The following is a 25,834-nucleotide window of genomic DNA, read 5'->3' as shown; positions in this document are numbered from 1 at the left end:
ACATTTTGATCACGTTAATAACTGAATATCAGATTGGCAATCCGTTAAGGAAGTGATAAAACCATGGATTTATTTTCGTTTCAACAGGATACACAACCACAGGCCAGATTGCTTGCAGACCGCATGCGGCCTGAGCATCTGGATGAATATATAGGGCAGGAACATATTATCGGGCCAGGGAAGCTGCTACGCCGAGCCATTGAAGCTGATCAGATTTCATCCATCCTGTTGTACGGGCCTCCGGGATGTGGCAAGACAACACTTGCTCACATCATCTCTCAGCACACTCAAGGACAATTCGTGCGACTGAATGCTGTGGATGCCTCTGTGAAGGATGTACGAGAAGTCATTGAGCAGGCGCAGACGAATAAACAACTGTATGGAACCAAAACGATTCTTTTCCTCGATGAGGTACATCGTTTTAACAGTTCACGCCAAGATGCACTGCTACCAGCGGTGGAGAAGGGCACGATCATTTTTATCGGGGCAACGACGGAAAACCCCTTCCATTATGTAAACGGAGCCTTGATGAGTCGATCCACCCTTTTTCAACTGGAATCCTTAAATAAGGAGCATTCCCTGATTGCGATGCGCAGAGCGCTAAGCGATGCGGATAAAGGCCTTGGGTTTATGGAACTGAAAGCCGATGATGAAGCGCTGGCACACATTGCTACGATGGCGAATGGTGATATTCGCCGTGCCCTGAATGCTCTGGAGCTTGCCGCGCTAACGACACCGCCTGAGCAGGATGGAACGGTTCACATCACGCTGGCTGTCGCGGAAGAGTCGATCCGTCGTCCCATTGTCAAGGCAGACGAGTCCACGCAGTATGACGTATTATCCGCTTTTCACAAAAGCATTCGTGGTTCGAGTGATGCGGCACTGTTCTGGTTTCTGTATGCCGTGGAGAAACTGGGCATGGACCCCATGACGTTCATCCGTCGTCTGATTGCCGCGAGCAGTGAGGACATTGGACTGGCAAATCCGCAGGCGATGACCCAAGCCATTGGGGCGCTTGATGCGTACCGAAATAACGGCTGGCCGGAGGCCAAGCTAAATATTGCGCAAGCCATATTGTTTGCGGTGGAAAGTCCGAAGTCCAATGCAGTATATACTGCGATATCCAAAGCGATGAGCGCCATTGATGAGGTGAAGTCGGCCGAAGTACCGCTGCATTTGAGGGATACCCATTACTCAGGTGCTGCCAAGCTGGGACATGAAGGATACCAGTATCCTCATAACTACCCGGGACATTATGTGAAACAGGAGTATCTGCCAAAACAGCTGTCTCGAAGAGTATTTTACGAGGCGACAGAGCAGGGGAATGAGTCGAAGATCAGGCTGAACCAACAGCGGCGCAGGGAGCTGTAGAGATGAAAGAGTTAGCATATATCGGAGCTGGCGGGTTTCTGGGCACATTAACCAGATACACCATTCAACTGATGCTCCCCTCGGCCAATACAGGTTTTCCATGGGCAGTGCTGTTGATCAATGCGATCGGCAGCCTGTTTTTGGGCTTTTTTTTTACTATCGCTATTCCTGAGAAAATAACACCACAGCTTCGCCTCGCCATTGGCACAGGTTTTACTGGAGCCTTCACGACCTTTTCCACATTCACACTGGACTTCGTTCGTTTAACGGAGGGTGGAGAATGGTTGAAAGCAGCGGCTTATCTCCTTTTGAGTGTTGTGGCAGGACTGGTGCTCTGCGCCCTTGGGATCAAGCTGGGCAATCGAATGTTAAGTGTCTCCCCCAAAGAGGGTGATGGCCTATGATCATCTGGATAGGATTAGCAGGTGTGTTAGGCGCACTAGTCCGTTATAGTCTAGGAAAGGTTGTCTCCGGCAAACTTGGCACCGCTTTTCCTTGGGCAACGTGGGTAATTAATATCAGCGGTTCTATTATTTTGGGAATGTTGTACGGCGGGCATCAAGCAGGAAGTTTGCCAGACGCAATGTGGGTAGTATGGGGAACTGGCTTCTGCGGAGCGTACACCACGTTCTCTACCTTTGGGTATGAAACATTAACGTTAATGGGGCAACAGCGACAAGCCAGAGCCGTTATTTACGTGGTAAGTTCAGTGGTGGTGGGAATATTAGGTTGTCTGGCAGGAGTTTGGCTCACTGCATAAGTTAAATATTTAAATTTTTTTGCAAAAAAAGCAGGAAAAAAGCCATCCTTCATGGTATTACATGAAAGACGGCTTTTTTTGTAGGAATACAGGGAATTGACTTCACCACTCTCAAGTGATGAGTAAGTCCTGTTATTGCATCGCTGGTACAGGGACTTTCTGTACCTGATCAATCGTACCACCGCCAAGGCAAACCTCTCCGTCGTAGAAAACAACGGCTTGTCCTGGCGTGATCGCTTTTTGCTGTTGATCAAACTGTACATCCACACTGCCGTCCTTTTGCCAAGTCAATGTAACGCCTTGGTCCGGTTGACGATAACGGAACTTGGCTGTGCAGCGGAAAGGCACATTCGGTGTGCGCTCTGCACCTGCAATCCAGTTTACGCCTGTAGCCGTCAGACCTGTAGAGTACAAGCTGGCATGAGCGTCGCCCTGCACTACGAGCAATTGATTTTTCTCCAGGTTTTTATCAGCGACAAACCAAGGCTCGCCGTTGCCGGAACCGCCAATGCCAAGTCCTTGACGTTGACCCAGCGTGTAGTACATCAGACCGTCGTGACGGCCTTTGACTTCACCAGTTACGATATCAACCATGTCTCCGCCTTTGGCTGGCAGATAGTTGCTCAGGAACTCCTTGAAATTGCGTTCGCCGATAAAGCATACACCTGTGCTATCTTTTTTCTTGGCTGTGTACAGACCGGCAGCTTCAGCAATTTTGCGCACTTCCGGTTTAGGCAGGTGACCAATCGGGAACATGGCTTTGGAGAGCTGCTTTTGATTAAGAGCATTCAGGAAGTAAGTCTGATCTTTGTTGTTGTCCACACCGCGCAACAATTTGAACGTGCCGTCCTCTTCAATGAGGCGCGCATAATGGCCAGTAGCTACATAATCTGCGCCGAGATCCAGCGCTTTGTTCAGGAACTCACCGAATTTGATCTCACGATTACACATGACATCCGGGTTCGGCGTACGACCCGACTTATATTCATCAAGGAAATAGGTAAATACTTTATCAAAGTATTCTTTCTCGAAGTTGACAGTGTAGTACGGAATGCCGATCTGTTCGCACACCCGGCGCACATCCTCTGAATCTTCTTCAGCGGTGCAATGGCCGAACTCGTCCGTATCATCCCAGTTTTTCATGAAAATGCCGATGACATCGTAACCTTGCTCTTTCAGAAGCAATGCGGTAACCGATGAATCCACACCTCCGGACATGCCAACGACGACCCGTGTATTTTCATTTGTTTTGGACATCGTTATCACCATTTCTATATATAAATGTGTTTCGTTACTATTCTAGCATAACCCGACCGAACTTACGATACACCCGGCCAACTTTGGATAGTGTCCACTCCAGACGCACATTTTGCAATATCGTCAATCTTTCTTTTCCATAACGCATGCAGATATGTTAACATTACTTGAGGGTTATGATCGGAATACGGAGGATTAGATGTATTTTTTCGAAAATTGAAAGAGGTGACTCCTTTGAAAATATCGACAAAAGGCCGTTACGGCCTCACAATCATGATGGAGCTGGCCGCAAGAACCGGCGAAGGTCCAACATCACTGAAGAGCATTGCTGAGCGCAACCAGCTCTCTGAACATTATCTGGAGCAACTGATTGCGCCACTGCGTAATGCTGGCCTTGTTAAGAGTATCCGCGGTGCATATGGCGGTTACATTCTGGCAGGTGATCCTGCAACGGTGACCGCAGGGGATGTCATTCGTGTACTGGAGGGACCGATCTCGCCAGTAGACTTTACGGAAGAAGATGACCCGGCTAAGCGTGATTTGTGGCTACGCATCCGTGATGGCATTGCAGAAGTGCTGGATTCAACAACGTTGAAAGACTTAATTACTTTTGAGGATCAGGAAAAGAAAGATTCGTACATGTTCTATATTTAGTTTCCTTATAGTGTTTCAATCAACGCCAGCAAAAAACAACTTTACTGTTGATAGCAGTGAGGTTGTTTTTTTGTTCCGACTCCCGATTTTGATCAACATCTATTTGGGATGCACCAATGTAGGCTGCTCCCTATATATTGTTGTAAAAAGGAGTTGACGGATGATGTTTAATTATGTTCCGACGTATTATTATCCAACTTTTCGAAAAACGGATTCCTTGCAGTGCACAACAGCTAGCGTAGATTTGAACAGGAAACTCAGATCACTATGGGAACAGCATGTGTTCTGGACGAGATTAACCGTGAATAGTATCGTTGATGGACTTGGTGACATCCAACCTACAACCGCAAGACTGTTAAGAAATCCAAGTGATTTTGCTCAGGTACTTGCACCGATCTATGGGGCTGCTATTGCCAGTCAATTTGAAAAACTGCTTAGAGAACATTTAACGATTGCCGCAGAACTTGTTACTGATTTGAAGTCAGGCAATAGTACAGCAGCAGCAGATGCCCAGAAACGTTGGTATGCCAATGCTGATGAAATTGCTACTTTTTTAGCGCAAATTAATCCATATTGGTCAAAAGTGGAATGGCAAAGGATGATGTATGAGCATTTACGTCTTCTTACGGAAGAGGTCGGCAGTCGCATTGCGAAAGATTACGTAAGGAATGTTGAATTAAGTGATTCTATTGAGCCACAGGCTTTGGGGATGGCTGATATGATGACAAGTGGAATTGTCCAACAATTTCCTTCCGTATTTCAATATTAACAAGACACATAGAACGTATAGGATCATCACCAATTCTGCGTTTGACTCATAACATTCATGAATGAAAATAGGTTACTTTAGTTGAAAAAAAGTGGTAGAATATAATATGCACTCACGAAAGAATAGCGGCAATTAAATCTAAAGATGCGCTACATTTAGGAAGAAATTAAGAAATGAAGTTGATCATCTAGAAGATAACATAGAAGCCCCCATAATGGGGGCTTTAGCCATGCCAACAGAGATCAAAGCCTGCCTGTACCAGTGTTAAGATCATAAAAACGAAATCCAATAACTAACGGGGTGATATCGATGAATCGTATATATTTAGATCACGCCGCATCGACACCTATGCATCCACGCGTCGCAGAAGCGATGATGAACGTGATGACAGGGCAATATGGTAATCCATCCAGCATTCATGCCTTTGGACGTGAAGCCAAACGCACGGTCAGTGGAGCGAGAGACAGTATCGCGGCATCTTTGGGATGTAAACCGGACGAGCTTGTATTTACAGGTGGCGGGACAGAGAGCGACAATCTGGCGATTTTTGGGGCGGTTGCTGCCAGAGCAGATCAAGGCAAACATGTGATTACGACGGAGATTGAACATCATGCTGTACTGCACTCATGTCAAGAACTTGAGCGGCAGGGATACGATGTGACCTATCTGTCTGTGGACGAGTCTGGGCGCATCAAGCTGGAGGAACTGCGTGAAGCCATCAGACCTGACACCGTGCTGATCACAATGATGTATGCCAACAACGAAGTAGGCACGATTCAGCCGATTCGTGAGGTTGGTGAACTCGCGCGTCAGCATGATATTTTATTTCATACAGATGCGGTTCAAGCACTGGGCAGCCAGCCGATTTCCTGTAGAGACTTGCCTGTAGATCTGATTAGCTTCTCTGCGCACAAGATTAACGGACCGCAGGGTGTGGGTGCGCTGTATGTTAGACGTGGTGTAACATTGGAAGCCAGATCACATGGTGGCTTACAGGAACGACAACGTCGTGCAGGTACAGAGAACATTGCGGGGATTGCAGGTTTTGCAGAGGCGTTAAAGATCATTACAGAGAATGCAGAGGAGCACCAGCAGCATGCACTGGAATTAAAAAAAATATTGCTTGATCAGCTTGCCATTCATGTAGGGACAGAACATTTTCATGTCAACGGACATCATGATTATACGCTTCCCAATATTCTCAATATCAGCTTCCCCGAGGTATCTACTGAAACGATGCTGATGAATCTGGATATGGAGGGCATCGCTGTAGCAAGTGGTTCAGCTTGTACTTCTGGTTCCCTGGAAGTATCCCACGTACTCAAAGCGATGAACTTGCCAGAAGCATTTTTACAGTCTGCGATTCGATTTAGCTGGGGTTTGGGTAATACTACAAAAGAAATCATCACAACCGCCGAAAAAATTGGAACCATTCTTCAACGGCTACGTAATAAACCTTAAGGGGTTCTTTACACATGGAACAGAAGGAGGGAAGGAGTTCCATTTTCATCGGTTGAATAGTAGCGGTTTGATGATCGGCGTCTGATTGCCACTCATCAACTTTGGGCATACCTAGCAATAGCGCCGCGCCTATACAATGTGAAGAAGATGAGGGGGACCCAGCGATGAAGCTTCAGGAAATGATCGGACTTGCCGTTTTTGATGTTGAGGACGGGAAGCAGGTCGGTAAAATCCAGGATTTCATTGTGAATGATGATTGGGAGATTGAAGGCATTGAACTTGAGAATAAGGGCCTGTTTACCAATCATGTCAAAATGGTGCAATGGGAAGATATCGTTGCCTATGGCGAAGATGCCGTCATGATCCGTAATCAACAGGCTGTCCGCAAGACGGGGGCCGACGACATAAAATACACATACCTCCTTGGTCGTTCTAAATTGAAGGAGATGTCCGTGCTCACCGAAGAAGGTTTGCTGCTTGGACGTGTCTCTGATGTTTATTTTGACCAAGAGTTGGGAAATACAATAATAGGGATTGAAATTACGGACGGTTTTGTGTCCGATCTGATCGAGGGCCGTAAATGGCTGCCATGTACAAGTGATATGTCAATCGGAGAAAGTGCCATTATGGTACCGCCACTGAGTGAACAGCGCTTGGAAAATGCCATTCATTCTGTTAATGGATAGGTGAATGAATATGAAATGTCCAAATTGTAGTTCGAAAGATATCGGAAAAATTGGCTCCCATCAGTTTTATTGCTGGGGATGCTTTATTGAGTTAACGGTAAACGGTGAGAAAATGTCTGTGTATCAGGTGGAAGAGGACGGCACTTTAAGCTCTCTGGATGATTTGTTCTTCGGAGAAGAGTTGCCACAAGACTTCCCACATATTCACGCTTCTTCTTAATACGCGGTTTAACTTCCTCTATATGCGGTTTCATGACAATACATGTCATTTAATGATGTCGCAATCTGGCGACAGAAGGATATAGATGTAGTTACATAGTGGTCAGGAAGCATATGGTTGATTATATGAGGCAATGATTCATAAAATTCGCTTTCCTCTTTTTTAGAGGAGAGCGTTTTTTTGTTATGCAATGATGAACACAGAACATATTCTTATTCCCTTCCTCTTCTCATTTACCACATCTGCACGGAGTTAATAAAAATTCCCTCTCCTACATATACTGACTTTCAGAGCCAGTCCATATACTGAACTGTAGAGGCAGTCCAAAGGGGAGAATCGAAGTGGAGCAACTAACCAAAAATAAAATGTTTCGTTACGCGATCTGGCTCTTGCTCGGATTAATCATTCTATATTTTATCTGGCTGTTACGGCCGTTATTGTTACATATCTATGGATTTTTGAAAACGGTACTGGCCCCATTCATCGTTGCACTGATCATATCTTATGTGCTTAATCCGATTGTGAGCATGCTTGGTGGACGCAAAGTTCCACGTTCCATTGCGGTTCTGTTAATCTATGCTTTTTTTCTGACCTGCATTGGAGTCATCTTAATGAATGTCATCCCTGTGCTGATTGAACAGCTGGAAGAGTTAAATGAACATATGCCGGAATTGTCCATGCGGGCGCAAAACCTGATGAACAATATGGATCACAAATTAATGCCGCCAAGCATACGCACAGGCATGAACAGTTGGTTTTTTCAGATGGAAGACCGACTTACGCAAGGAATCACCGTGCTAATGGACAATATCGGAGCGACGATTAATGTGCTGTTTAACGTATTTATTGTGCCGTTTCTGATTTTTTATATGTTAAAAGATTTTGATGTATTTGAACGCACAGTAGTGGCTTATCTGCCTCGTTCTCGCCGTAAAGCCATTGTTTCTGTGATGAAAGAGATCGACACCGCACTCGGCAATTATATCCGGGGACAATTTATCGTCTGTGTGATTGTGGGGATCTTTGCCTATATCGGATATATCGTGATCGATATGCCTTATGCTCTGCTTCTGGCAAGTATTGTGGCGGTATTCAACATCGTGCCGTATCTGGGTCCTTTTCTGGGGGCGGCACCTGCGGTCGTGATGGCTTCAACGGTTTCTTTCAAAATGGTACTACTGGTCATCGCGGTGAACACACTCTGCCAAGTGCTAGAGAGCAATGTAGTTTCCCCGCAGGTGGTTGGACGAACGCTACACTTGCATCCACTCTCCATTATCTTTGCGCTTCTGGTCGGTGGAGAACTGGCGGGGATCGTCGGTCTGATTTTGGCAGTACCGGTCTTTGCCGTGTTGAAGGTTATCGTGCAACACTTCTTCGCCTATTACATCAAGCGGAGAACCGAGTGATCAAATGGCCGAGTGAAACAGGAAATCATCTGGAATCGCCTCAGAAGGCGCGTTGACACTGGGTAACTCTATCGATATAATGAGGGTGTATGTTTACTAAATTAAAATCGATGATGAAATGAAGTATGCCGAGGGTTCCTTTCCTCAGAGAATAGACTTCTTCGAATTCAGACATGTTCTGAGTTCGCTGGCTGGGAGAGTCTTGAAAGTTGAAGCGGCAGAAAGCTGATTTCGGAGTGCAGGACAACCCTGCCGGGCGCGACCGTTACTCGCATGAACGAGGCGATTGTTCGTTTTATCCTTCCAATGACGGGAGTTGAATCCTTTCAATAAGGGAAGAAGAACAATAACCAGGGTGGTACCGCGATAACATCGTCCCTGATCATTCAGGGGCGTTTTTTGTGTTTGTTTTTACAGATGTGTTACCTGGAAAACGTACAAACAATCTGTTAACCAACCGGGGCGATCTCGCTGCGGAACTTATAATTTGATGGGGGCAACCAGTATGAAAGCTAGTGAAATCCGATCCAAATGGATCCAGTTTTTTGCAAGTAAAGGTCACAAAATTGAACCAAGCGCGTCGCTTGTACCACACAACGATCCTTCCCTGTTGTGGATTAATGCGGGTATGGCACCGCTGAAACCTTACTTTGACGGACGGGAGAAGCCGGAGAACCCACGTCTTGCAAACTCACAAAAATGTATCCGTACCAACGATATCGAGAATGTCGGCAAAACGCGTCGTCACCATACGTTCTTTGAAATGCTCGGTAACTTCTCCATCGGTGATTACTTCAAGGAAGAAACAGTGACTTGGGCTTGGGAGTTCTTAACGAGCAAAGAGTGGATTGGATTCGATCCGGAACGTTTGTCTGTTACCGTATACCCGGAAGATGAAGAAGCCTTCAAGCTGTGGAACGAAAAAATCGGATTGCCAGCTGAACGCATCATCAAGTTAGACGAAAACTTCTGGGATATCGGCGAAGGCCCATGTGGACCTTGTACTGAAATCTTCTATGACCGTGGGGAAGCTTACGGTAACGATATGAACGATCCTGAAATGTACCCAGGTGGAGAGAACGAGCGTTATCTGGAAGTGTGGAACCTTGTATTCTCGCAATTTAACCATAACAAAGACGGTAGCTATACACCGCTACCGAACAAAAATATTGATACAGGTGCGGGTCTGGAACGTTTTGCTTCCATTCTGCAAAATGTAGATTCCAACTTTGACACCGATCTGTTCCAACCGATGATTCAGAAAACGGCTGCACTGGCAGGCGTTAAATATAATGATAGCGTTGAGATTGATGTTGCGCTCAAAGTCATTGCCGATCATATCCGTACCGTGGCATTTGCTGTAGGTGATGGCGTATTGCCAAGCAATGAAGGCCGCGGATATGTCATTCGCCGTTTGCTGCGTCGTGCTGTTCGTTACGGTAAAGTATTGGGCCTGGATCGTCCGTTCCTGTATGAGCTGACAACGACTGTTGGTGAAGTGATGGGCATGTACTATCCTGAAGTGGTAGAGAAGCAAGAATTTATTGCCAAAGTGATCAAAACCGAGGAAGAACGTTTCCACGAAACGTTGTCAGACGGACTTTCCATTCTGGCAGATATCAGTGCTGCAGCCAAAGCCGAAGGACGTACAGTGATTAGCGGACCAGAAGCATTCAAACTATACGATACGTACGGATTCCCGTTTGACCTGACTGAGGATTATGCGTCTGAACATGGTCTGACCGTAGATCGTGAGGGCTTCGATGAATCCATGCAGGAGCAACGTGATCGTGCGCGTGCAGGGCGTCAAGAGAACGAAAGCATGAAGATTCAAGGTGGACCGCTGGCTGACCTGGAGGTTAAAAGCGAGTTTGTTGGATATACTGACCTTTTGACGGAAGCAAAAGTGGTAGCTATTGTTACCGGAGATGTTCTTGCAGACTCTGTAGGAGAAGGACAGACTGCTCAGGTTATTCTGGATCAAACTCCATTTTATGCAGAAAGTGGCGGTCAAGTCAGCGACCAAGGCCTGCTTCGCAGTGGAAGTGCTGTAGCAAAGGTTCAAGGTCTGTTCAAAGCTCCGCAAGGGCAGCATGTGCATGTGGTGACGATTGAGTCCGGTGAGCTTCGTGTGGGTGATGTTATTCAAGCAGAAGTGGATGCAACCAAACGCGGCGATATCATTAAAAACCATACGGCAACACACTTGCTGCACAAAGCATTGAAAGATGTGCTGGGTACGCATGTTAATCAGGCTGGTTCCTTGGTGGAACCGCAGCGTCTGCGTTTTGACTTCTCTCACTTCGGCAGCATTACGCCGGAAGAGTTGACAGAGATTGAACGTCAAGTTAACGAGCAGATCTGGAATCGTCTGAATGTAAACATTGAGCTGAAAGGCATCGATGAAGCGAAGGAAATGGGAGCTATGGCTCTTTTCGGCGAAAAATATGGAGATATTGTGCGCGTCGTGCAAATTGGAGATTACAGTTTGGAACTTTGTGGCGGCTGTCACGTAAATAATACTTCAGAGATTGGAATTTTCAAACTGGTCAGCGAAAGTGGAATCGGCTCCGGTGTACGCCGGATTGAAGCTGTGACAGGCCGTGGTGCATATTTGTATGTGGAAAGCCAGCTGGAACTGCTCAAACAGTCCGCAAACCTTCTTAAGGCGAATGTAGCGGATGTGCCGAAGCGGATTGAAGGTCTGAATCAACAACTGAAAGAAGCTGCGAGAGAGACTGAATCGCTGCAAAGCAAACTCAGCGCGATGGAAGCAGGCCAGTTGACGGATCAAGTGGTACAAGCAGGTAATACCCAATTGCTGGCCGCTCGTGTAGATGCACCGAATATGGATGCACTTCGTACCGTCGCGGATGAGCTGAAAGTAAAACTGCCAGATGCTGTTCTTGTACTCGGTGCGCCGGCGGATGGCAAAGTGAATTTTGTAGTCGCAGTACCTGCTGAGCAGGTGAAACAAGGTCTGCATGCCGGTAAGATTGTGAAGGAAGTTGCTGCAGTATGCGGCGGCGGCGGCGGTGGACGTCCGGATATGGCTCAGGCCGGAGGCAAGGACGCAAGTAAGCTGGATGAAGCATTGAAATTGGCGATTTCCATCGTCAGCCAGTAAAGGACAAGCAAAAAACACAATTGCCTTATCCTTTGTGTACTTGTGGCAGTCAGAATATGTTATTATATAAACAGAAATCAATTCGGCAGGACATGGTCCCCATGTTCATGCAGGAGCGAGGTGTCATCAATGGACTCCATGGATAAGACGGTTAAATTTAATGTGAAAGGTGACGAACAGGAGGCATCTTCACAAGAGATTCTTCTCACGGTATATGACGCGCTGGTCGATAAAGAGTATAATCCCATTAACCAGATCGTTGGATATCTGATATCCGGCGACCCCGCGTATATTCCGCGTCACAACAACGCACGCAGTCTGGTCCGGAAAAAGGAGCGCGACGAGCTGATTGAAGAGCTTGTTCGTTCTTACCTGGCCAATCACCGGTAATATACGCCACTTCCGTTTGTCTGCAGCCTTGTAGGCAAACGGATAATGAACCGACAGAAGACAGACTGAAGTCTGCACAGACGAAAGCATATCGTTCTGAACAGGCTCAGGATGGGAGAGCATGATGAAAAAATTAGGTTTGGACTATGGGGACCGCAGAATCGGAGTTGCTGTCAGTGACGCCTTCGGTTGGACTGCCCAGGGATTGGAAGTGCTTGAACGCCGCCGGGATGAAGGTGAGTTCACACGGATTGCTGAGTTGGTGCGTGAGCACGAGATCAGTGAAATCGTGGTTGGACTTCCCAAAAACATGAACGGCACCGTAGGACCGCGCGGTGAAATATGTATTGCTTTTGCCGAACGTCTGCGTGGCGAACTGAATTTACCTGTTCACCTTTGGGATGAACGGCTGACAACGATGGCAGCAGAACGTACGCTGATTGAAGCGGATGTCAGTCGCAAAAAACGCAAACAGGTCGTGGACAAAATGGCCGCTAGCCTGATTTTGCAAAATTATTTGGATGCCAATAGTACAAGGTGAGGGGGATCAACAATGGCTGAAGATCAACTGGGTATGGAAGAAGAAGCTGAGATCATTTACATTGCAGATGATGAGGGTAACGAAGAGGAATTCGAAGTCATCATGAAATTCGAAGTGGACGGTTCGGAGGCCAAGTATATGATGGTTGCTCCGGTTGAACCTGAAGATGGCGAGACGGATGTGTATGCATTCCGTTATGAAGAAGACGGCGATGATATCAAACTTTTTGTGATCCAAGATGATGCCGAGTGGGATATCGTCGAGGAGACCTTTAATACATTTCTTGCTGAAGATGAAGAGGAAGCGAACTAAATGACGGAATATAATCGCAAGGACCTGAAATGGACAGATTCGCTGCGTCTGGCATTCGGTGCTCATGTGGAGCTCGAGGAAGAGAACGGTAAATCACATCCGTATGAACTGCTCGCTGAGTTTGAGGTACATGGGCAGCAATACGCGGTGCTCCGCAGTTCATTGCGTCCGTATGACGAGGTTGAACTGCTACGGGTTGTTCCGGGCAGCGAAGACCAGATCATGCCGGAGTTAGTTACGATTGATGATGACGATGAGTGGGAGAGCATTTCAGAGCTATATGATGAATGTACACTCCCGATTGACGAAGATTAATCAGCTTCAAATTGAAAAAACCGGAAGGGCGGAGAAGTCCGCTCTTTTTGGTTGTGTAAAGGAGTTGTGTCTCTGTTGAAAGGCAAAGTCATAGGTATTCTGCTTCTAATACTATTAATTCTGGCCGGAGGAGCTGGCGGGTATGTATGGAGCATGATGCGTCCGGTACAAGCTTCTTCCGAGCCTGTTGTATTTGAAATCAAGAGCGGATCGGGCATTTCCAAAATTGCGGACCAACTGCAGCAAGAAGGATTGATTCGAAACAGTCTCGTTTTCAAAGGTTATTTAAAGTGGAATAAGCTGGGTAGTAATTTTATGGCTGGAAAATACGCCATGAATCCAGGTGTAACATACGATGAGATTATTCATAAACTGAGTAGCGGCGAGGTTGTACCCGAAGAAATGGTGAAGTTTACGATACCGGAAGGGTATACCGTCTTGCAGACGGCAGGTAAGCTCGCTTACGAACATGTTGTTGATCGGGATGAATTCATCAAGCTGGCCAACGATCCCTCGGCCTTTGATGTGGATATCATCAAGGGAATTCCTGTGGATGAAGAACTTCGCTACGCATTGGAAGGTTATCTTTTCCCGGAAACGTACGAGTTGAAAAAGGGAAGTTCCACCCACGATGTTATGCAGAGAATGCTGGAAGAATTCGAGACCAAAATCAATTCCATACCGGATCTGGAAGCGAAGCTTCAGGAAAAGAAACTCTCCTTGCATGAATTGCTGACGATTGCGTCACTTGTGGAGAAGGAAGTTGTGGTGGAGAAGGAACGTGCTCTGGTTGCAGGTGTAATCTACAATCGGATTAATAAGGATATGAAGTTGGAAATTGATGCAACTGTGCAGTATTTGCTCGATAGACCGAAGGAGCGACTGTTTTTCAAAGACCTGAAGGTACAGAGTCCGTACAATACTTACTTAAACAAGGGTCTACCACCTGGCCCGATTGCCAGTCCGAGTCTTGCTTCCATCAAGGCAGCGTTGAATCCGGAAGCTTCGGAATATTTGTTTTATGTGACGAAAAAGGATGGAACTTCAGGGCATCTGTTTGCCAAGACATACAAGGAACATCAGCAAAATATAGCCAAAAGTAAGGCTGCGCAATAAGCGGAGGGGATTAGATGAGTACTAAACATGAACTGCTCGTGACAGCAGCAAATGTAACAGAAGCAGGAGCATTGCTTCAAGCCGGAGCTGACGCTTTATTAATTGGAGATGATCGCTTTGGCATGCGTCTGCCAGGTAACTTTAGCCTGGAAGAAACTGCAGAAGTGGTGGCTATGGCTACCAAACACGAAGCTCGGGTTATTGTTTCTATGAACAACCTGATGTCGAATGAATTATTAAAAGAATTGCCTGACTATGTGCAAGCGTTAGGCCGAATTGGCGTGCACGCGGTCGAGTTCAATGATCCATCTGTACTGGCTGCGATCAAGGAACATGCACCGCATATTCATTTGCATTGGAACGCAGAGATGACGTCTACAAACTATGCAACGGCCAATTACTGGGGAACCAAGGGGGCCAGCCGCGTTGTCCTTGCCCGTGAGTTGAACATGGACGAAATCACGGAGATGGTTCCATTTTTAAAAGTGGAGGCGCAGGTGCAGGTTCATGGCATGACCAATATTTATCACTCCAAGCGCAGCCTGGTTCAGAGTTACATGGCTCATCAAGGACGTCCAGTGGAAGGGCATCTCGGCAAGGAACGCGGATTGTTCCTGATTGAAGCCGAGCGACGGGATGAGAAGTTTCCGATCTATGAGGACATCAATGGAACGCATATTATGAGTTCAGAGGACATCTGCATTCTGGAAGATCTTCATCTGATGATGGAAGCAGGTGTGCACAGTTTCAAGGTAGAGGGGATTTTGAAATCTCTTGCTTACAATGAAGCGGTTGTTCGTGCTTATCGTAAAGCGATAGATCTTTATGAGGCAGACGCAGAGGCTTATGCATACGACGAAGAATGGTTACGTGAGGTCCGTGAGCTGCAAGACCCTGAGCGGGAATTGTCATTTGGATTTTTCTATAAAGAACAAGTGTATTAATAGACGAGGTGAACAAGATGGAAACAGTGGCGGTCAAACGGAAGTTTTCCGGTAAACGTAACCGTCTGGATAAACCGGAGCTCTTGGCTCCGGCGGGAAATCTGGAAAAATTAAAATTTGCGATTCACTATGGGGCTGACGCCGTATATATCGGTGGACAGGCTTATGGACTTCGTTCGAATGCGGATAACTTCAGTTTTGAAGAAATGCGTGAAGGAGTAGAATTCGCGAAAAAGTATGGAGCTAAAGTATTCGTAGCAACGAATATCTATGCCCATAACGAAGATGTGGCTGGCATTGAAGCATATTTGCAGAACCTGTATGATGCAGGCATCTCCGCGGTTATTGTTGCAGATCCGGCCATCATTGAAGTGGCTTTGCGTGCAGTACCGGGCTTGGAAGTGCATCTTAGCACACAACAGTCCACTTTGAACTGGCAAGCCGTGAAGTTCTGGAAGGACGAAGGACTGCCACGGGTTGTGCTTGGCCGTGAGACAAGCTTTGAAGAAATTGAAGAGATCAAGGCGAATGTGGATATCGAGATTGAGGCGTTCATTCACGGAGCGATGTGTTCTTCCTATTCGGGTCGTTGTGTATTGTCCAATCACTTTACAGACCGTGACTCTAACCGTGGAGGCTGCTGTCAGTCTTGCCGCTGGAAGTATGATCTGTTCGAGGATGCGAGAGAAGATGCGGTCTGGGTAAGCGAAGAGGAGATGCAGATGCAGGCTCCTGCTCCGTTTAAACTGGGAGATAATCAGTTGCCTCTGTTCCAGGAACAGGATAATTCCTTCTCCATGGGCTCGAAGGATTTGTGCATGATCGGTCATATCCCAGAATTGATTGATGTGGGTGTGGACAGCTTCAAAATCGAAGGACGGATGAAATCCATTCACTATGTAGCTACGGTCGTCAACGTATACCGTCAGGCGATTGACGCTTACATGGCTGATCCTGAAAATTATGTGTTGAAACCGGAGTGGGTGGAAGAAATGAATAAAGCGGCAAATCGTCCGCTGAATACCGGTTTCTTTTACGACACCCCTGATCATGAAGATCATATCTATGAGCCGGAAGAGAAAGCAGTGCCTTACGACTTTGCTGGTCTGGTTATGGGTTATGATGAAGAAACAGGCATGGCGACCATTCAGCAGCGGAATCACTTTAAGCCGGGAAATGAAATCGAGTTCTTCGGCCCCAATGGTACTTTTTTCAAACAAGTGGTAGGAGAAATTCAGGATGAAAAAGGCAATGTTCTGGATGCTGCCAGACATCCGTTGCAACTAGTGAAAATGAAAGTAGATCAGCCAGTTTCTTATTTTGATATGATGCGGAAAAAGAAGTAGGCTTATATTCCTAGTTTGAAACAAAATAATGTTAACGAATCGCAAATTTGTGTTATAAATTACAGGAATGGACCTCCGTATATCGGTATATGGGGGTCTTTTTTTTATAGAAAAATAGGAAAAAAGTTGTAATATATTTCTGAGGGAATGGAGGGAAAGCGGGAAAGCTGTCGAATACTACATATTTATAGGGGAGAGATTGAAAAATCTAACAAGAAAATTACTGGCAGGTGATTGGGATGGTACAAAAGAAGGGTAAAGACAGTGGGGAACACAGCACACAACCCGAGCAGGCTAAGCCTGATAAGACACAGAATGTAAAGAAAGTTAAACCGGTCAAAATCAAAAAAGAAGGGATACATAAGAAAACTTTTAAATTTGATCGTAGTAAGATCCGATTTGATTGGATCAAAGTGGATTGGTTGAAGAAACAACTGAAGAATCGTGATTGGAAAGGGCTTGGAGGCAGTTCCTTCAAACAGATTAGAAAGGTGAATCCGGTCAAATCTGTAGGGGTTAAACTATTCTTAATCTTTTTTGCAGCCATTATGATTGTTGTTATTAGTTTGGGTCTATTATCCTATTCCAAAGCTAAAAATACGATCGAGGCTAATGCATCCAGAGCAAATCAGGAGACGATTGATCAAACCAAGCAGAAGCTGGATATCATTTTGGAGCGTTTTGTGGATACGTCCACACAGATCTTCTTTGATCCAGAGATGCAGTCTTTGCTTCAGAAAATGTCAGATCCGAATCTGACGGCATATGATACGTTCGTCAATTCGAGTTCAATTAATAAACAGTTATCCAATGTAGCTTTTACAAACAAATCCATGGAAGCGATTTATTTGGTGCCAACAGATGAATCTAAATCCGTTATGGGAACTGGGAACAGCAGTTCAACGATGGGAAGCATTCGTCAGGAATCATGGTACACGGACCTTGTAGCACAGGGTGGATACCGCTGGCTCCCGACACAAGAGAAGACCGATGGCACAACACAGACTTTCCGAATTGCACGTTCGATGAAGAACCTGCAAGGTACAACACAGTCTTATGTACTGATTATTGAGTTGAAACTGGATGTGCTCGAGGAGCAACTGAAATCACTGGATCTGGGGGCAGGCTCGGTCATTCAATTGATTGCTCCGGATAACAAAGTCGTTGCTTCGTCTATGGCGGGACGTGCAGGAAAAGAAACGGAACTTGCATTTGTGAAAGATTTGAAAGAGCCTGCAGGAAGTACAAATACCGAATATGATATCGATGGCAAATCGACGAATATGCTGGCTGTATACAGTACGCTGGATTCATCTGCGTGGAAGATGGTCGGTATGGTTCCCACTTCGTTGCTGGTTAAGGATGCCAAAGGCATCTTGACAATGACCTTGTGGATGGCACTTGCATTTGCAGCTCTGGCTGTGGTAATCGGTGTCTGGATGGTTCGTATGATCGCTCGTCCGCTTAGCGGATTGAAAGATCTGATGCAAGAGGGTGCAAAAGGAAATCTGAAAGTGCGCACTCCGTATAGTTCCCAAGATGAGATTGGACAGCTTTCCGCTGCATTTAATACGATGATGGAACAAATTACGAAGCTGGTCGAGCAGACCAATCGTTCTGCACAGGAAGTATTGGATACAGCTACAGAACTGAGCAATGCTTCGAAGAAAACAGCTGTATCTGCTTCTGAAATTGCTGTAGCAACTGAAGAAATTGCTGGTGGTGCAGGCAGTCTGGCAACGGAAGCGGAACGAGGCAATGAGTTGACGGATAATATCTCTCGTCAGATGGAAAGTGTGATTGCAGCAAATGAAGAGATGGGCAGTTCTGCCCGTCATGTAGAGAAATCCAGTCAAACAGGAACACAGCATCTGAATCAGTTGATGACCAAAACGCAGAAGACCGAAGAAATGATTGGAGCGTTGGTTAACAAAGTGGATTCGTTAAAAGAGAGCACATCCTCTGTATTAAAGGTGCTCGATGTTATGCAAAATATTACGAAGCAGACCAACATTTTGTCTCTGAATGCAACGATTGAAGCAGCGCGTGCTGGTGCAGCTGGCCGTGGCTTTATGGTCGTAGCGGATGAAGTGCGTCAACTCGCTGCACAGTCCAGACAGTCCATTGATATGGTTGGGGAAATTACCGACAAGATCATGTCAGAGATGAACGAAACGGTAAAAGCTCTGTCCGATGCATATCCTTTGTTTAAGGAACAGATGGATGCTGTAAAAGATACGAATGTGATCTTTGCTTCTGTACAGGAGCAGATGGGTGCCTTCGTGCAACGTCTGGGTATGGTTACAGGCTCCATTGGAGAGTTGAGCAAATCTCAAGCAACGTTGTCTGAAGCGATGAGCAATGTTAGCGCTGTTGCCGAAGAGTCCTCGGCAACTTCAGAGGAAGTAGCTTCCTTGAGCAGTGAACAGCAAAACATCAGTAATCAACTCGTCAGCCTCTCTGGCAAGCTGGAGAATGTATCAACTGAACTGAAAGAAACACTCTCACGTTTTACGGTGTAATCAGCAGACACAACATGCTACAAATTACAAACGAACCTGCCTTTTCGAGGCAGGTTTTCTTTTGTTTTCCGGATAATTCCAGACAGGGCAGCGCATAATACACGAAAAAGGTGAGGGTGGAACAGGTGTGCAGTTGCAACTGGTGTGGAAACGTCGTATAGCCATAATAAGCGCCGGACTTACTATTCTCTTCGCAGTGTTGGTACTGAGACTGGGCTGGATTCAAATGGTTCAAGTGAACCGAATCATGCCAGGGTTTCAGCGAACCGTGCGGGAGATGTCGGTGCTGCAACGTGAACAGGGTGTGATGCTGGATTCTGGCCGTGGGCAGTTTACGGATGTCCACGGGCGTCCATTAACAGGAAAGTTGCAATGGGGGCTTGTGCTTTATCCATCCAATGGGAAAGTTAAGCATGATCTTAAGCTCAAACAACTTGCCTCCTTCCTTCATACAGACGTGAATCAGCTAAATAGGGAATGGCATAAAGCGAGAACGCCACATCTTTGGACTGGAGGCGGAGGCGGCTCAGAGCCTGTTTTATTAACGGATGCTCAAGTTGTAAATGTACGGGACCTGCACCTCCAAGGAGCTGATGTGTATCCTGTTATGACGAGGTATTTCCCGAAGGCCAGTGGAAGCCAGTGGCTGGGCTATTTGAACGAACAGCCCAAAGATCATGGGAGATTTCACAGACATCAAGATGAAGTAAAACAGCCTTTTGCCATGAAATCGGGAGCAGCTGGACTGGAAAGGACGCTGGAACCGTTGCTAAGAGGTGTGGGACCTACGTTAATAACTCGTATGGTAACAGGGAATGGGCAGGTCATTCCTGAGATGGGACCGCGCGTGATCGCACCTACGAATTCGCACTATCCATTAGTGGTGGAGACCACTGTTGATGCACGTATACAGCAAGGCATCGAAGAATTAACAGAAGTCACCGGGTTACAGGAAGGCGCCATAGTGGTTCTTGATACTGCAAATGCAGATGTACGCGCAATGGTATCACGTCCCTTTTATCAACCGCAGCATGTCACTCCACAGCACTCCTCCTGGGGGAATCGAGCGATACAAGCGGCTGCACCAGGCTCTATTTTCAAAATCGTAACGGCTGCAGCAGCTTTGGAAAATCAGGTTGTTTCTCGTGGTGAGAAGTTCCACTGCGAAGGAGCTTATGGAAAATATGGACTATCCTGCTGGAAAGAGCATGGACATGGTGAATTGAATTTGGAAAAGGGATTCGCGGAGTCATGTAACATTGTGTTTGCTGAGACTGCACGTAGACTGCACATGGAGCAATTGGAACAAACCGCTGATCGTCTGGGGCTTGCACGTTCTGTCGGCTGGCAGGCACAACATATCGCGGGGATGCCGGTATTAAAACATTTTGATCATGAAGAAGCCGGGCGTATTCGGACAGAAGCCGTGAAGTCTGCAGACGAAGGAGCCAAAATTCAGACAGCCATTGGACAGCGGGATGTTCTGGTGACTCCGCTACAAGCAGCAAACCTGATCGTGACATTGTTGCATGATGGAAAGGTAAATGCCCCCCGGCTTGTGCAACGAATCCGTTACGCGGATGGAGGTACGATGCTGGACATGCCTTTACATGCATTTCCTTCAGCAGAAGGACAGGTTTCTCCGACCACAGCTCATCTGCTGTTAAGCTGGATGAATACCGTAGTACGAGAGGGAACAGGAAAATCCCTGCAACACGCGAGATGGCATGTTGCAGGGAAGTCAGGGACAGCTCAGGTACAACAAAATGGGAAAGCCAAAAACAATCAATGGTTTATAGGATATGGGCCCGTAGAGAAGCCGAGATACGCGGTTGCTGTGTTAGTACAGAATGTCTCTCCAGAAGCCCCACATCAGGCTACAGCTCTGTTTCGCAAAGTTATGGACTATCTGGCAGAGTGCTCGTGATTGGTTCACAGGAAAAGATCACGAGCATGTCATCTACCGATGTTCTGTTCTCTCTGAAACATCAGGAGCAGGAGAATCAACTACTAATGGTGACGATTCGAATTCGTCAGTGGGCAGATGAATCCATTTTTGCAGATAACCTTGCTGTAGAAGTTCTTTTAACAAGATCAGAAGCACAGGAGATAACACGACACCTGCGAGTCCGAAGACCGACAGGGAAATTAACATAAACGAAAGCATCAAATAAGCAGAGGAAACACCGATGGAATTCCCTGAAATTTTCGGTTCAAGCAGTTGTCTCGTCAGCATGGTCACAGCCAAAACTACAATCAAGCCAATGGCAAGCGTAGTATTGCCCACGATAAACAAATAAACAATCCACGGAATAAATATCACTGGAACTCCGAGTAACGGTACCAGATCAAAAATGGCACAGATCGCTGCGATTGTAAAGGCATTGGAGGTTCCCAGAATCAGCAACCCCGCATATATCAATACAAAAGTAATAAGCATCATGATCAATTGTGCCTTCATATAAGAACGGATCGTTTTGAACACGTGAGTGCGCATAAATTCATTCGCCGTTTTCAGTGTTTTAGGCGTTTTGGCACGAGCAAACTTGCGCCAGGATTCAATCTCAATGCTGAGGAAAAATGCGAGAATGATCGCGATCCCAAAGTTTGTAATGAATGTGGAGAATGAGCTGAGAAAGCCAATAATAAACTGTGCCCCACTGGTTACCCATCGCGACAGGATTCCGGACAACGTAGCAAAATACTCATTTACTTTGTCCAGCATTCCTTCAGGAAGGGCATTGGACTTATCCTGTATGAGCAAGACCAGATTCGTGAACTCACGCTGGATCATCTCAACATACACCGGGAAATTGAGCTGAAGATCGGAAATTTGTGAAATGATAAAAAAGCCTAGACCGAAGAAGGCAGCCACAATGAGCCCAAGAAACAATAACACAGATATGGCAGTTCCAGCTGTTTTGGGCAATCCTTTCCGATGGAGGAATTTGGCTAATGGCTCAATCATCCAAAAGACAATAAATGAAAGAAAAACGGGTGCAGCGATATGATACAATTTACTAAAAGCAAACATGATCACATACACGGTTAACACGAGCAGAGCGATATCGAACACGGTGCGCCCGTACTTTTTATAAAGCGGCAACATGGGCATAGACTCCTTTACAGGCAGAAATTAGATTGTATTCATTGTACATGATAGTGGGGATTTGAGGAAACAGCATTTAATAAAAGTACTAACTATGATAAAATTAAAGGTGGTTTATTTTAGAAAGTGCCGTATGGCCGTAAATTAGCAGGAGAAGTGGGGAATTGACATCATGACAACGATGCTTCAGAGTATTTTACTGTGGTTATTGTATCTGTCCTCTTTTTATGCTTTTATTCCAAGTTTGATCAGCAGACTGTTCGGATTTCGTGTGTTCAGAAGGGGGAAAAGTGAGACACACTATGCCCTGACATTTGACGATGGGCCTGACCCTTTGTATACACCCCGGTTGCTTGAACTGTTACGCAAGTACAATGTGAAGGCAACTTTTTTTGTCGTGGGAGAACATGCGGCAAGTCATCCGGAGTTAATCAGACGTATGCATGAGGAAGGACACTTAATCGGAATTCATAATTATATTCACAAAACAAACTGGCTGATGCGTCCACGAACGGTTCGGGATCAGATCGATCGAACAGGTCAGATTATTCAAGAGATTACGGGTGAGAAAACCTGTTATTATCGTCCGCCATGGGGCATTATGAACCTGTTTGATTTTTTTAGTAAAAAAGATCGCAAGATCATTTTATGGTCCGCCATGTTTGAGGACTGGAAATGTAGCGTAGGTACGGAGCAATTGAAAAAACGTATGCTAAACAAATTAAAGGGCGGAGAGGTTATGTTGCTCCATGATCGCGGCACAACCTTAGGAGCAGATGCACACGCGCCAGAGCAGATGCTTGAGGCGCTGGAGGCCTTATTGCAGGAGGCCGAGAGACGTGGTTTGGAAAGTGTTCGTGTGGACACGTTGATGAATGGTAGCTCAATAACCGAATTGTCGTCAGTGATTGTACGGCAAGAAGTGGAACCCCGCTTGAAGCTGAAGCTGTGGAAACGTACCGTGGTTGCTTTGTGGTTAGGATGGGAAAAGCTGTTTCATTGGGCATACCATCTGCGAGCCGCTTCACCTAAAGATCCGATGCTCCATTTTCGTTCCCGTGTGTACCACGGTGCACGAGTTGAGATGCAACATGGTTATGTGATGCAGAACGGAGATCCGATTGTAGAGCTACATTTTGACAATCAAACATTATTCGAACTTGGTGTTACATCCCGTTCAACGATGCATCTAGCGATTCGTATGATCCGTACGATGGAACAACAACTGCCAGACCTGGCACAGATTGTTGCTGCAGATCCTGAATTACGTTCGGCAAAGGCACTTTATGGCGTGAGCATGATTAACCGTGGTCCTGAGAAATTTGGATTCACTGTGCAAGAGCTGGCACCAGGCCCGTTCAGCTTGGCCTCCAAGTTATATCTGAGGATGTTGCTTAGCGTTATTCATCCGGCAGGGCAAAAGCGCTTGAAACAGCGGACAGATCAATTGGTTCCTAAAATGATTGTGATGCCTGTTGAGGAACTGTTGAAACGTTATGGACAGCAACATCATACGGTCGCTTCAGGTGTAACTAAACAAGCAGAAGACGATTCCTTTGTTATAGAAAATGAGGTTTTGACGGAACAGAATTGATTTCATGGATGAGAACTGAATTCGATGGTGATGTTGTAACGGATTTATACACACGAATTTAATTATTCATTTGAATAGCGCAATTTTTCTGAGAAGAGTGTTTGTACGCAATTTCGATGCAAAAAAAGAATGTGCTCTGCCAGTGTGGCAGAGCACATTCTTTTTCGTTGTTTATATGCTTATATCCATGTAAGATGGCAAGATTGCAGCCGAACCTAGAACCTAGATTTTCAGAACGCCACCGTTGCTTGCATTGGTTACAAGTTTGGAGTAGCGAGCGAGCAAACCGGTTTTGACTTTTGGTTCAAAACCTTTCCAGTTCGCACGACGAGCTTCGAATTCCTCATCGCTAATTTGCAACTCAATCGTACGGTTGTTCAGGTCGAGTTCAATGATATCTCCTTCTTCAACAAAGGCAATTGGGCCGCCTTCCGCTGCTTCTGGAGAGATATGGCCGATGCTGATTCCGCGTGATGCGCCGGAGAAACGTCCATCCGTGATCAGACCGACTTTGGCACCGAGTCCCATACCTACGATTTGGGAAGTTGGCGCAAGCATTTCAGGCATACCTGGACCACCTTTTGGTCCTTCATAACGAATAACCACGACATGCCCTTCTTTAACTTTCCCGTTAGCGATTCCTTCAAGTGCTTCTTCCTGGGAGTCGAAACAGATCGCAGGGCCTTTGTGGTATCCACCAACCGAAGCATCAACCGCACCAACTTTGATGATTGCACCCTGTGGTGCAAGGTTTCCGAACAATACAGCCAGTCCGCCTTTTTCGGAGTGCGGGTTATCAAGCTTGTGGATTACGTTTGTATCTTTGATTTCCTGGCCTTCCACGTTTTCACGGATGGTTTTACCTGTAACCGTAATACAGTCCGCGTGGATTGCGCCCGGTTTCTTGAGCAATTCATTCAGAACCGCGCTTACACCACCTGCATTGTGAACATCTTCGATGTGCAGGTCAGAAGCTGGTGCCAGTTTCGCCAGATGCGGAACGCGGTTAGCAACTTCATTAATACGCTCGATCGGATACTCAATGCCAGCTTCGTGTGCCAGAGCAAGTGTGTGAAGTACCGTATTTGTGGAACCGCCCATCGCCATATCCAGAGCAAACGCATTGTCGATGGCTTCTACAGTTACGATATCGCGTGGTTTCAGATCCAGTTTGATCAGTTCCATCAATTGTTTCGCCGATTGTTTAACAAATTCACGACGTTCTGGAGCAACAGCCAGAATGGTTCCGTTACCCGGCATAGCTAGCCCCATCGCTTCTGCAAGACAGTTCATGGAGTTCGCGGTGAACATACCGGAGCATGATCCGCAAGTTGGACAACCGAACTGCTCAAGCTCAAGCAAGCTCTTGTCGTCGATTTTACCCGCCTGGAAAGCACCCACGCCTTCGAATACGGAAGTAAGGGAAAGAGCTTTACCGTTGCTGTCACGGCCTGCTTTCATCGGTCCACCGCTTACGAATACGGTAGGGATGTTGCAGCGGAGTGCGCCCATCATCATACCTGGTGTAATTTTGTCACAGTTCGGGATACAAACCATGCCGTCGAACCAGTGAGCAGATACAACCGTTTCCACGGAATCCGCAATAATGTCACGGCTTGGCAAGGAGTAACGCATACCGATGTGTCCCATCGCAATCCCGTCATCAACCCCGATGGTGTTGAATTCGAACGGAACGCCGCCGGCTTCACGAATGGCATCTTTAACAATTTTACCAAACTCCTGCAAGTGAACATGACCAGGTACGATATCGATGTACGAGTTACATACCGCGATAAACGGCTTGCCGAAATCCTCTTCTTTTACGCCCGCTGCACGGAGCAAACTCCGGTGTGGTGCGCGGTCAAACCCCTTTTTGATCATATCGGAACGCATTTTATTGGCTGACATGGTGTATTCCCCCCAAATATATA

23 protein-coding genes are annotated in these 25,834 nt (G+C 46.3%); 20 read left to right on the top strand and 3 right to left on the bottom strand.

Going from position 1 to position 25,834, the window contains the following annotated elements:
- Positions 1-63 precede the first annotated feature (63 nt).
- The 3 genes from BLQ13_RS02370 to crcB (BLQ13_RS02360) are packed head-to-tail and all read left to right on the top strand — an operon-like array spanning position 64 to position 2,131.
- Entirely contained in the window at positions 64-1,371 is a 1,308-nt protein-coding gene (locus BLQ13_RS02370; RefSeq protein ID WP_090915558.1) for a replication-associated recombination protein A, read from the top strand.
- A 2-nt stretch (positions 1,372-1,373) separates the two neighbouring features.
- Positions 1,374-1,775 (top strand): fluoride efflux transporter CrcB, encoded by a 402-nt coding sequence (gene crcB, locus BLQ13_RS02365; protein ID WP_090915556.1) that lies wholly within the window; start codon positions 1,374-1,376, stop codon positions 1,773-1,775.
- Positions 1,772-2,131 carry a fluoride efflux transporter CrcB gene (gene crcB, locus BLQ13_RS02360; protein WP_090915554.1) on the top strand — a complete coding sequence of 120 codons (360 nt, stop codon included), beginning with the start codon at positions 1,772-1,774 and terminating at the stop codon, positions 2,129-2,131. The genes crcB (BLQ13_RS02365) and crcB (BLQ13_RS02360) overlap by 4 nt, the downstream gene beginning before the upstream one ends.
- A 132-nt stretch (positions 2,132-2,263) precedes the next feature.
- Here the strand turns inward: crcB (BLQ13_RS02360) and mnmA are convergent, their stop codons facing one another.
- The gene (gene mnmA / locus BLQ13_RS02355) at positions 2,264-3,388 is read right to left on the bottom strand and encodes a tRNA 2-thiouridine(34) synthase MnmA (protein ID WP_090915552.1); all 1,125 of its coding nucleotides are present in this window, start codon (positions 3,386-3,388) and stop codon (positions 2,264-2,266) included.
- A gap of 234 nt (positions 3,389-3,622) precedes the next feature.
- On the opposite strand from mnmA, the gene cymR reads away from it, so the two are divergent.
- From cymR to BLQ13_RS02275, 16 genes are all read left to right on the top strand, one after another.
- Positions 3,623-4,042, top strand: a complete 420-nt coding sequence (gene cymR / locus BLQ13_RS02350) for a cysteine metabolism transcriptional regulator CymR (RefSeq protein ID WP_090915550.1) — start codon at positions 3,623-3,625, stop codon at positions 4,040-4,042.
- 301 nt (positions 4,043-4,343) lie between these two features.
- Positions 4,344-4,811, top strand: coding sequence for an acetylglutamate kinase (locus BLQ13_RS02345; RefSeq protein WP_244159185.1), 468 nt, complete (start codon positions 4,344-4,346; stop codon positions 4,809-4,811).
- Between the two features lie 309 nt (positions 4,812-5,120).
- Positions 5,121-6,272 carry a cysteine desulfurase family protein gene (locus tag BLQ13_RS02340; protein ID WP_090915548.1) on the top strand — a complete coding sequence of 384 codons (1,152 nt, stop codon included), beginning with the start codon at positions 5,121-5,123 and terminating at the stop codon, positions 6,270-6,272.
- A gap of 164 nt (positions 6,273-6,436) precedes the next feature.
- A complete protein-coding gene (locus BLQ13_RS02335; protein WP_090915545.1) occupies positions 6,437-6,958 on the top strand; it encodes a PRC-barrel domain-containing protein in 522 nt (173 codons plus the stop codon).
- 10 nt (positions 6,959-6,968) lie between these two features.
- Positions 6,969-7,178: a hypothetical protein gene (locus tag BLQ13_RS02330; RefSeq protein WP_090915543.1), complete on the top strand. Its 210-nt coding sequence runs from the start codon at positions 6,969-6,971 to the stop codon at positions 7,176-7,178.
- Between the two features lie 341 nt (positions 7,179-7,519).
- On the top strand, positions 7,520-8,587 hold the full coding sequence (locus BLQ13_RS02325) for an AI-2E family transporter (RefSeq protein ID WP_090915541.1): 1,068 nt from the start codon (positions 7,520-7,522) through the stop codon (positions 8,585-8,587).
- Positions 8,588-9,092: 505 nt separating this feature from the next.
- On the top strand, positions 9,093-11,714 hold the full coding sequence (gene alaS, locus BLQ13_RS02320) for an alanine--tRNA ligase (RefSeq protein ID WP_090915539.1): 2,622 nt from the start codon (positions 9,093-9,095) through the stop codon (positions 11,712-11,714).
- Between the two features lie 129 nt (positions 11,715-11,843).
- Positions 11,844-12,104: an IreB family regulatory phosphoprotein gene (locus BLQ13_RS02315; protein WP_090915537.1), complete on the top strand. Its 261-nt coding sequence runs from the start codon at positions 11,844-11,846 to the stop codon at positions 12,102-12,104.
- 124 nt (positions 12,105-12,228) lie between these two features.
- Positions 12,229-12,645 (top strand): Holliday junction resolvase RuvX, encoded by a 417-nt coding sequence (gene ruvX / locus BLQ13_RS02310; RefSeq protein WP_186809628.1) that lies wholly within the window; start codon positions 12,229-12,231, stop codon positions 12,643-12,645.
- Positions 12,646-12,657: 12 nt separating this feature from the next.
- The gene (locus tag BLQ13_RS02305) at positions 12,658-12,957 is read left to right on the top strand and encodes a DUF1292 domain-containing protein (RefSeq protein ID WP_090915532.1); all 300 of its coding nucleotides are present in this window, start codon (positions 12,658-12,660) and stop codon (positions 12,955-12,957) included.
- Positions 12,958-13,272 carry a DUF1292 domain-containing protein gene (locus BLQ13_RS02300; protein WP_090915530.1) on the top strand — a complete coding sequence of 105 codons (315 nt, stop codon included), beginning with the start codon at positions 12,958-12,960 and terminating at the stop codon, positions 13,270-13,272. It abuts the gene before it with no gap.
- 75 nt (positions 13,273-13,347) lie between these two features.
- Positions 13,348-14,388 (top strand): endolytic transglycosylase MltG, encoded by a 1,041-nt coding sequence (gene mltG, locus BLQ13_RS02295; RefSeq protein ID WP_244159184.1) that lies wholly within the window; start codon positions 13,348-13,350, stop codon positions 14,386-14,388.
- A 14-nt stretch (positions 14,389-14,402) separates the two neighbouring features.
- Complete coding sequence (locus BLQ13_RS02290; RefSeq protein ID WP_090915528.1) at positions 14,403-15,332, top strand: peptidase U32 family protein; 930 nt, start codon at positions 14,403-14,405, stop codon at positions 15,330-15,332.
- Between the two features lie 17 nt (positions 15,333-15,349).
- Positions 15,350-16,678, top strand: coding sequence for a peptidase U32 family protein (locus BLQ13_RS02285; RefSeq protein ID WP_090915526.1), 1,329 nt, complete (start codon positions 15,350-15,352; stop codon positions 16,676-16,678).
- 239 nt (positions 16,679-16,917) lie between these two features.
- Complete coding sequence (locus BLQ13_RS02280; RefSeq protein ID WP_090915524.1) at positions 16,918-19,200, top strand: methyl-accepting chemotaxis protein; 2,283 nt, start codon at positions 16,918-16,920, stop codon at positions 19,198-19,200.
- A gap of 127 nt (positions 19,201-19,327) precedes the next feature.
- Positions 19,328-21,127, top strand: coding sequence for a peptidoglycan D,D-transpeptidase FtsI family protein (locus BLQ13_RS02275; protein WP_338060857.1), 1,800 nt, complete (start codon positions 19,328-19,330; stop codon positions 21,125-21,127).
- A 33-nt stretch (positions 21,128-21,160) separates the two neighbouring features.
- Here BLQ13_RS02275 and BLQ13_RS02270 read toward each other — a convergent pair whose 3' ends face one another.
- Complete coding sequence (locus tag BLQ13_RS02270; protein ID WP_090915521.1) at positions 21,161-22,309, bottom strand: AI-2E family transporter; 1,149 nt, start codon at positions 22,307-22,309, stop codon at positions 21,161-21,163.
- A gap of 172 nt (positions 22,310-22,481) precedes the next feature.
- Between BLQ13_RS02270 and BLQ13_RS02265 the strand changes: the two genes are divergently transcribed.
- Positions 22,482-23,903, top strand: coding sequence for a polysaccharide deacetylase family protein (locus tag BLQ13_RS02265; protein ID WP_090915518.1), 1,422 nt, complete (start codon positions 22,482-22,484; stop codon positions 23,901-23,903).
- A gap of 222 nt (positions 23,904-24,125) precedes the next feature.
- On the opposite strand, the gene ilvD is transcribed toward BLQ13_RS02265, so the two are convergent.
- Complete coding sequence (ilvD, locus tag BLQ13_RS02260) at positions 24,126-25,811, bottom strand: dihydroxy-acid dehydratase (protein ID WP_090915516.1); 1,686 nt, start codon at positions 25,809-25,811, stop codon at positions 24,126-24,128.
- Positions 25,812-25,834 lie beyond the last annotated feature (23 nt).

Source organism: Paenibacillus polysaccharolyticus (assembly GCF_900102085.1).
Classification (GTDB): domain Bacteria; phylum Bacillota; class Bacilli; order Paenibacillales; family Paenibacillaceae; genus Paenibacillus; species Paenibacillus polysaccharolyticus.
The sequence above is the reverse complement of the archived record's forward strand: the minus strand, read 5'-3'. Positions and strand labels throughout refer to the sequence as shown.

Bases quoted from the DNA above. Each gene is read 5' to 3' on its own strand.
- BLQ13_RS02265 (WP_090915518.1), top strand. From the start codon at position 22,482: ATGACAACGATGCTTCAGAGTATTTTACTGTGGTTATTGTATCTGTCC.
- BLQ13_RS02315 (WP_090915537.1), top strand. From the start codon at position 11,844: ATGGACTCCATGGATAAGACGGTTAAATTTAATGTGAAAGGTGACGAA.
- crcB (WP_090915554.1), top strand. From the start codon at position 1,772: ATGATCATCTGGATAGGATTAGCAGGTGTGTTAGGCGCACTAGTCCGT.
- mnmA (WP_090915552.1), bottom strand. From the start codon at position 3,388: ATGTCCAAAACAAATGAAAATACACGGGTCGTCGTTGGCATGTCCGGA.
- BLQ13_RS02340 (WP_090915548.1), top strand. From the start codon at position 5,121: ATGAATCGTATATATTTAGATCACGCCGCATCGACACCTATGCATCCA.
- BLQ13_RS02290 (WP_090915528.1), top strand. From the start codon at position 14,403: ATGAGTACTAAACATGAACTGCTCGTGACAGCAGCAAATGTAACAGAA.
- crcB (WP_090915556.1), top strand. From the start codon at position 1,374: ATGAAAGAGTTAGCATATATCGGAGCTGGCGGGTTTCTGGGCACATTA.
- BLQ13_RS02330 (WP_090915543.1), top strand. From the start codon at position 6,969: ATGAAATGTCCAAATTGTAGTTCGAAAGATATCGGAAAAATTGGCTCC.
- BLQ13_RS02335 (WP_090915545.1), top strand. From the start codon at position 6,437: ATGAAGCTTCAGGAAATGATCGGACTTGCCGTTTTTGATGTTGAGGAC.
- BLQ13_RS02285 (WP_090915526.1), top strand. From the start codon at position 15,350: ATGGAAACAGTGGCGGTCAAACGGAAGTTTTCCGGTAAACGTAACCGT.
- BLQ13_RS02280 (WP_090915524.1), top strand. From the start codon at position 16,918: ATGGTACAAAAGAAGGGTAAAGACAGTGGGGAACACAGCACACAACCC.
- BLQ13_RS02370 (WP_090915558.1), top strand. From the start codon at position 64: ATGGATTTATTTTCGTTTCAACAGGATACACAACCACAGGCCAGATTG.
- ilvD (WP_090915516.1), bottom strand. From the start codon at position 25,811: ATGTCAGCCAATAAAATGCGTTCCGATATGATCAAAAAGGGGTTTGAC.
- BLQ13_RS02270 (WP_090915521.1), bottom strand. From the start codon at position 22,309: ATGTTGCCGCTTTATAAAAAGTACGGGCGCACCGTGTTCGATATCGCT.
- alaS (WP_090915539.1), top strand. From the start codon at position 9,093: ATGAAAGCTAGTGAAATCCGATCCAAATGGATCCAGTTTTTTGCAAGT.
- ruvX (WP_186809628.1), top strand. From the start codon at position 12,229: ATGAAAAAATTAGGTTTGGACTATGGGGACCGCAGAATCGGAGTTGCT.
- BLQ13_RS02305 (WP_090915532.1), top strand. From the start codon at position 12,658: ATGGCTGAAGATCAACTGGGTATGGAAGAAGAAGCTGAGATCATTTAC.
- BLQ13_RS02300 (WP_090915530.1), top strand. From the start codon at position 12,958: ATGACGGAATATAATCGCAAGGACCTGAAATGGACAGATTCGCTGCGT.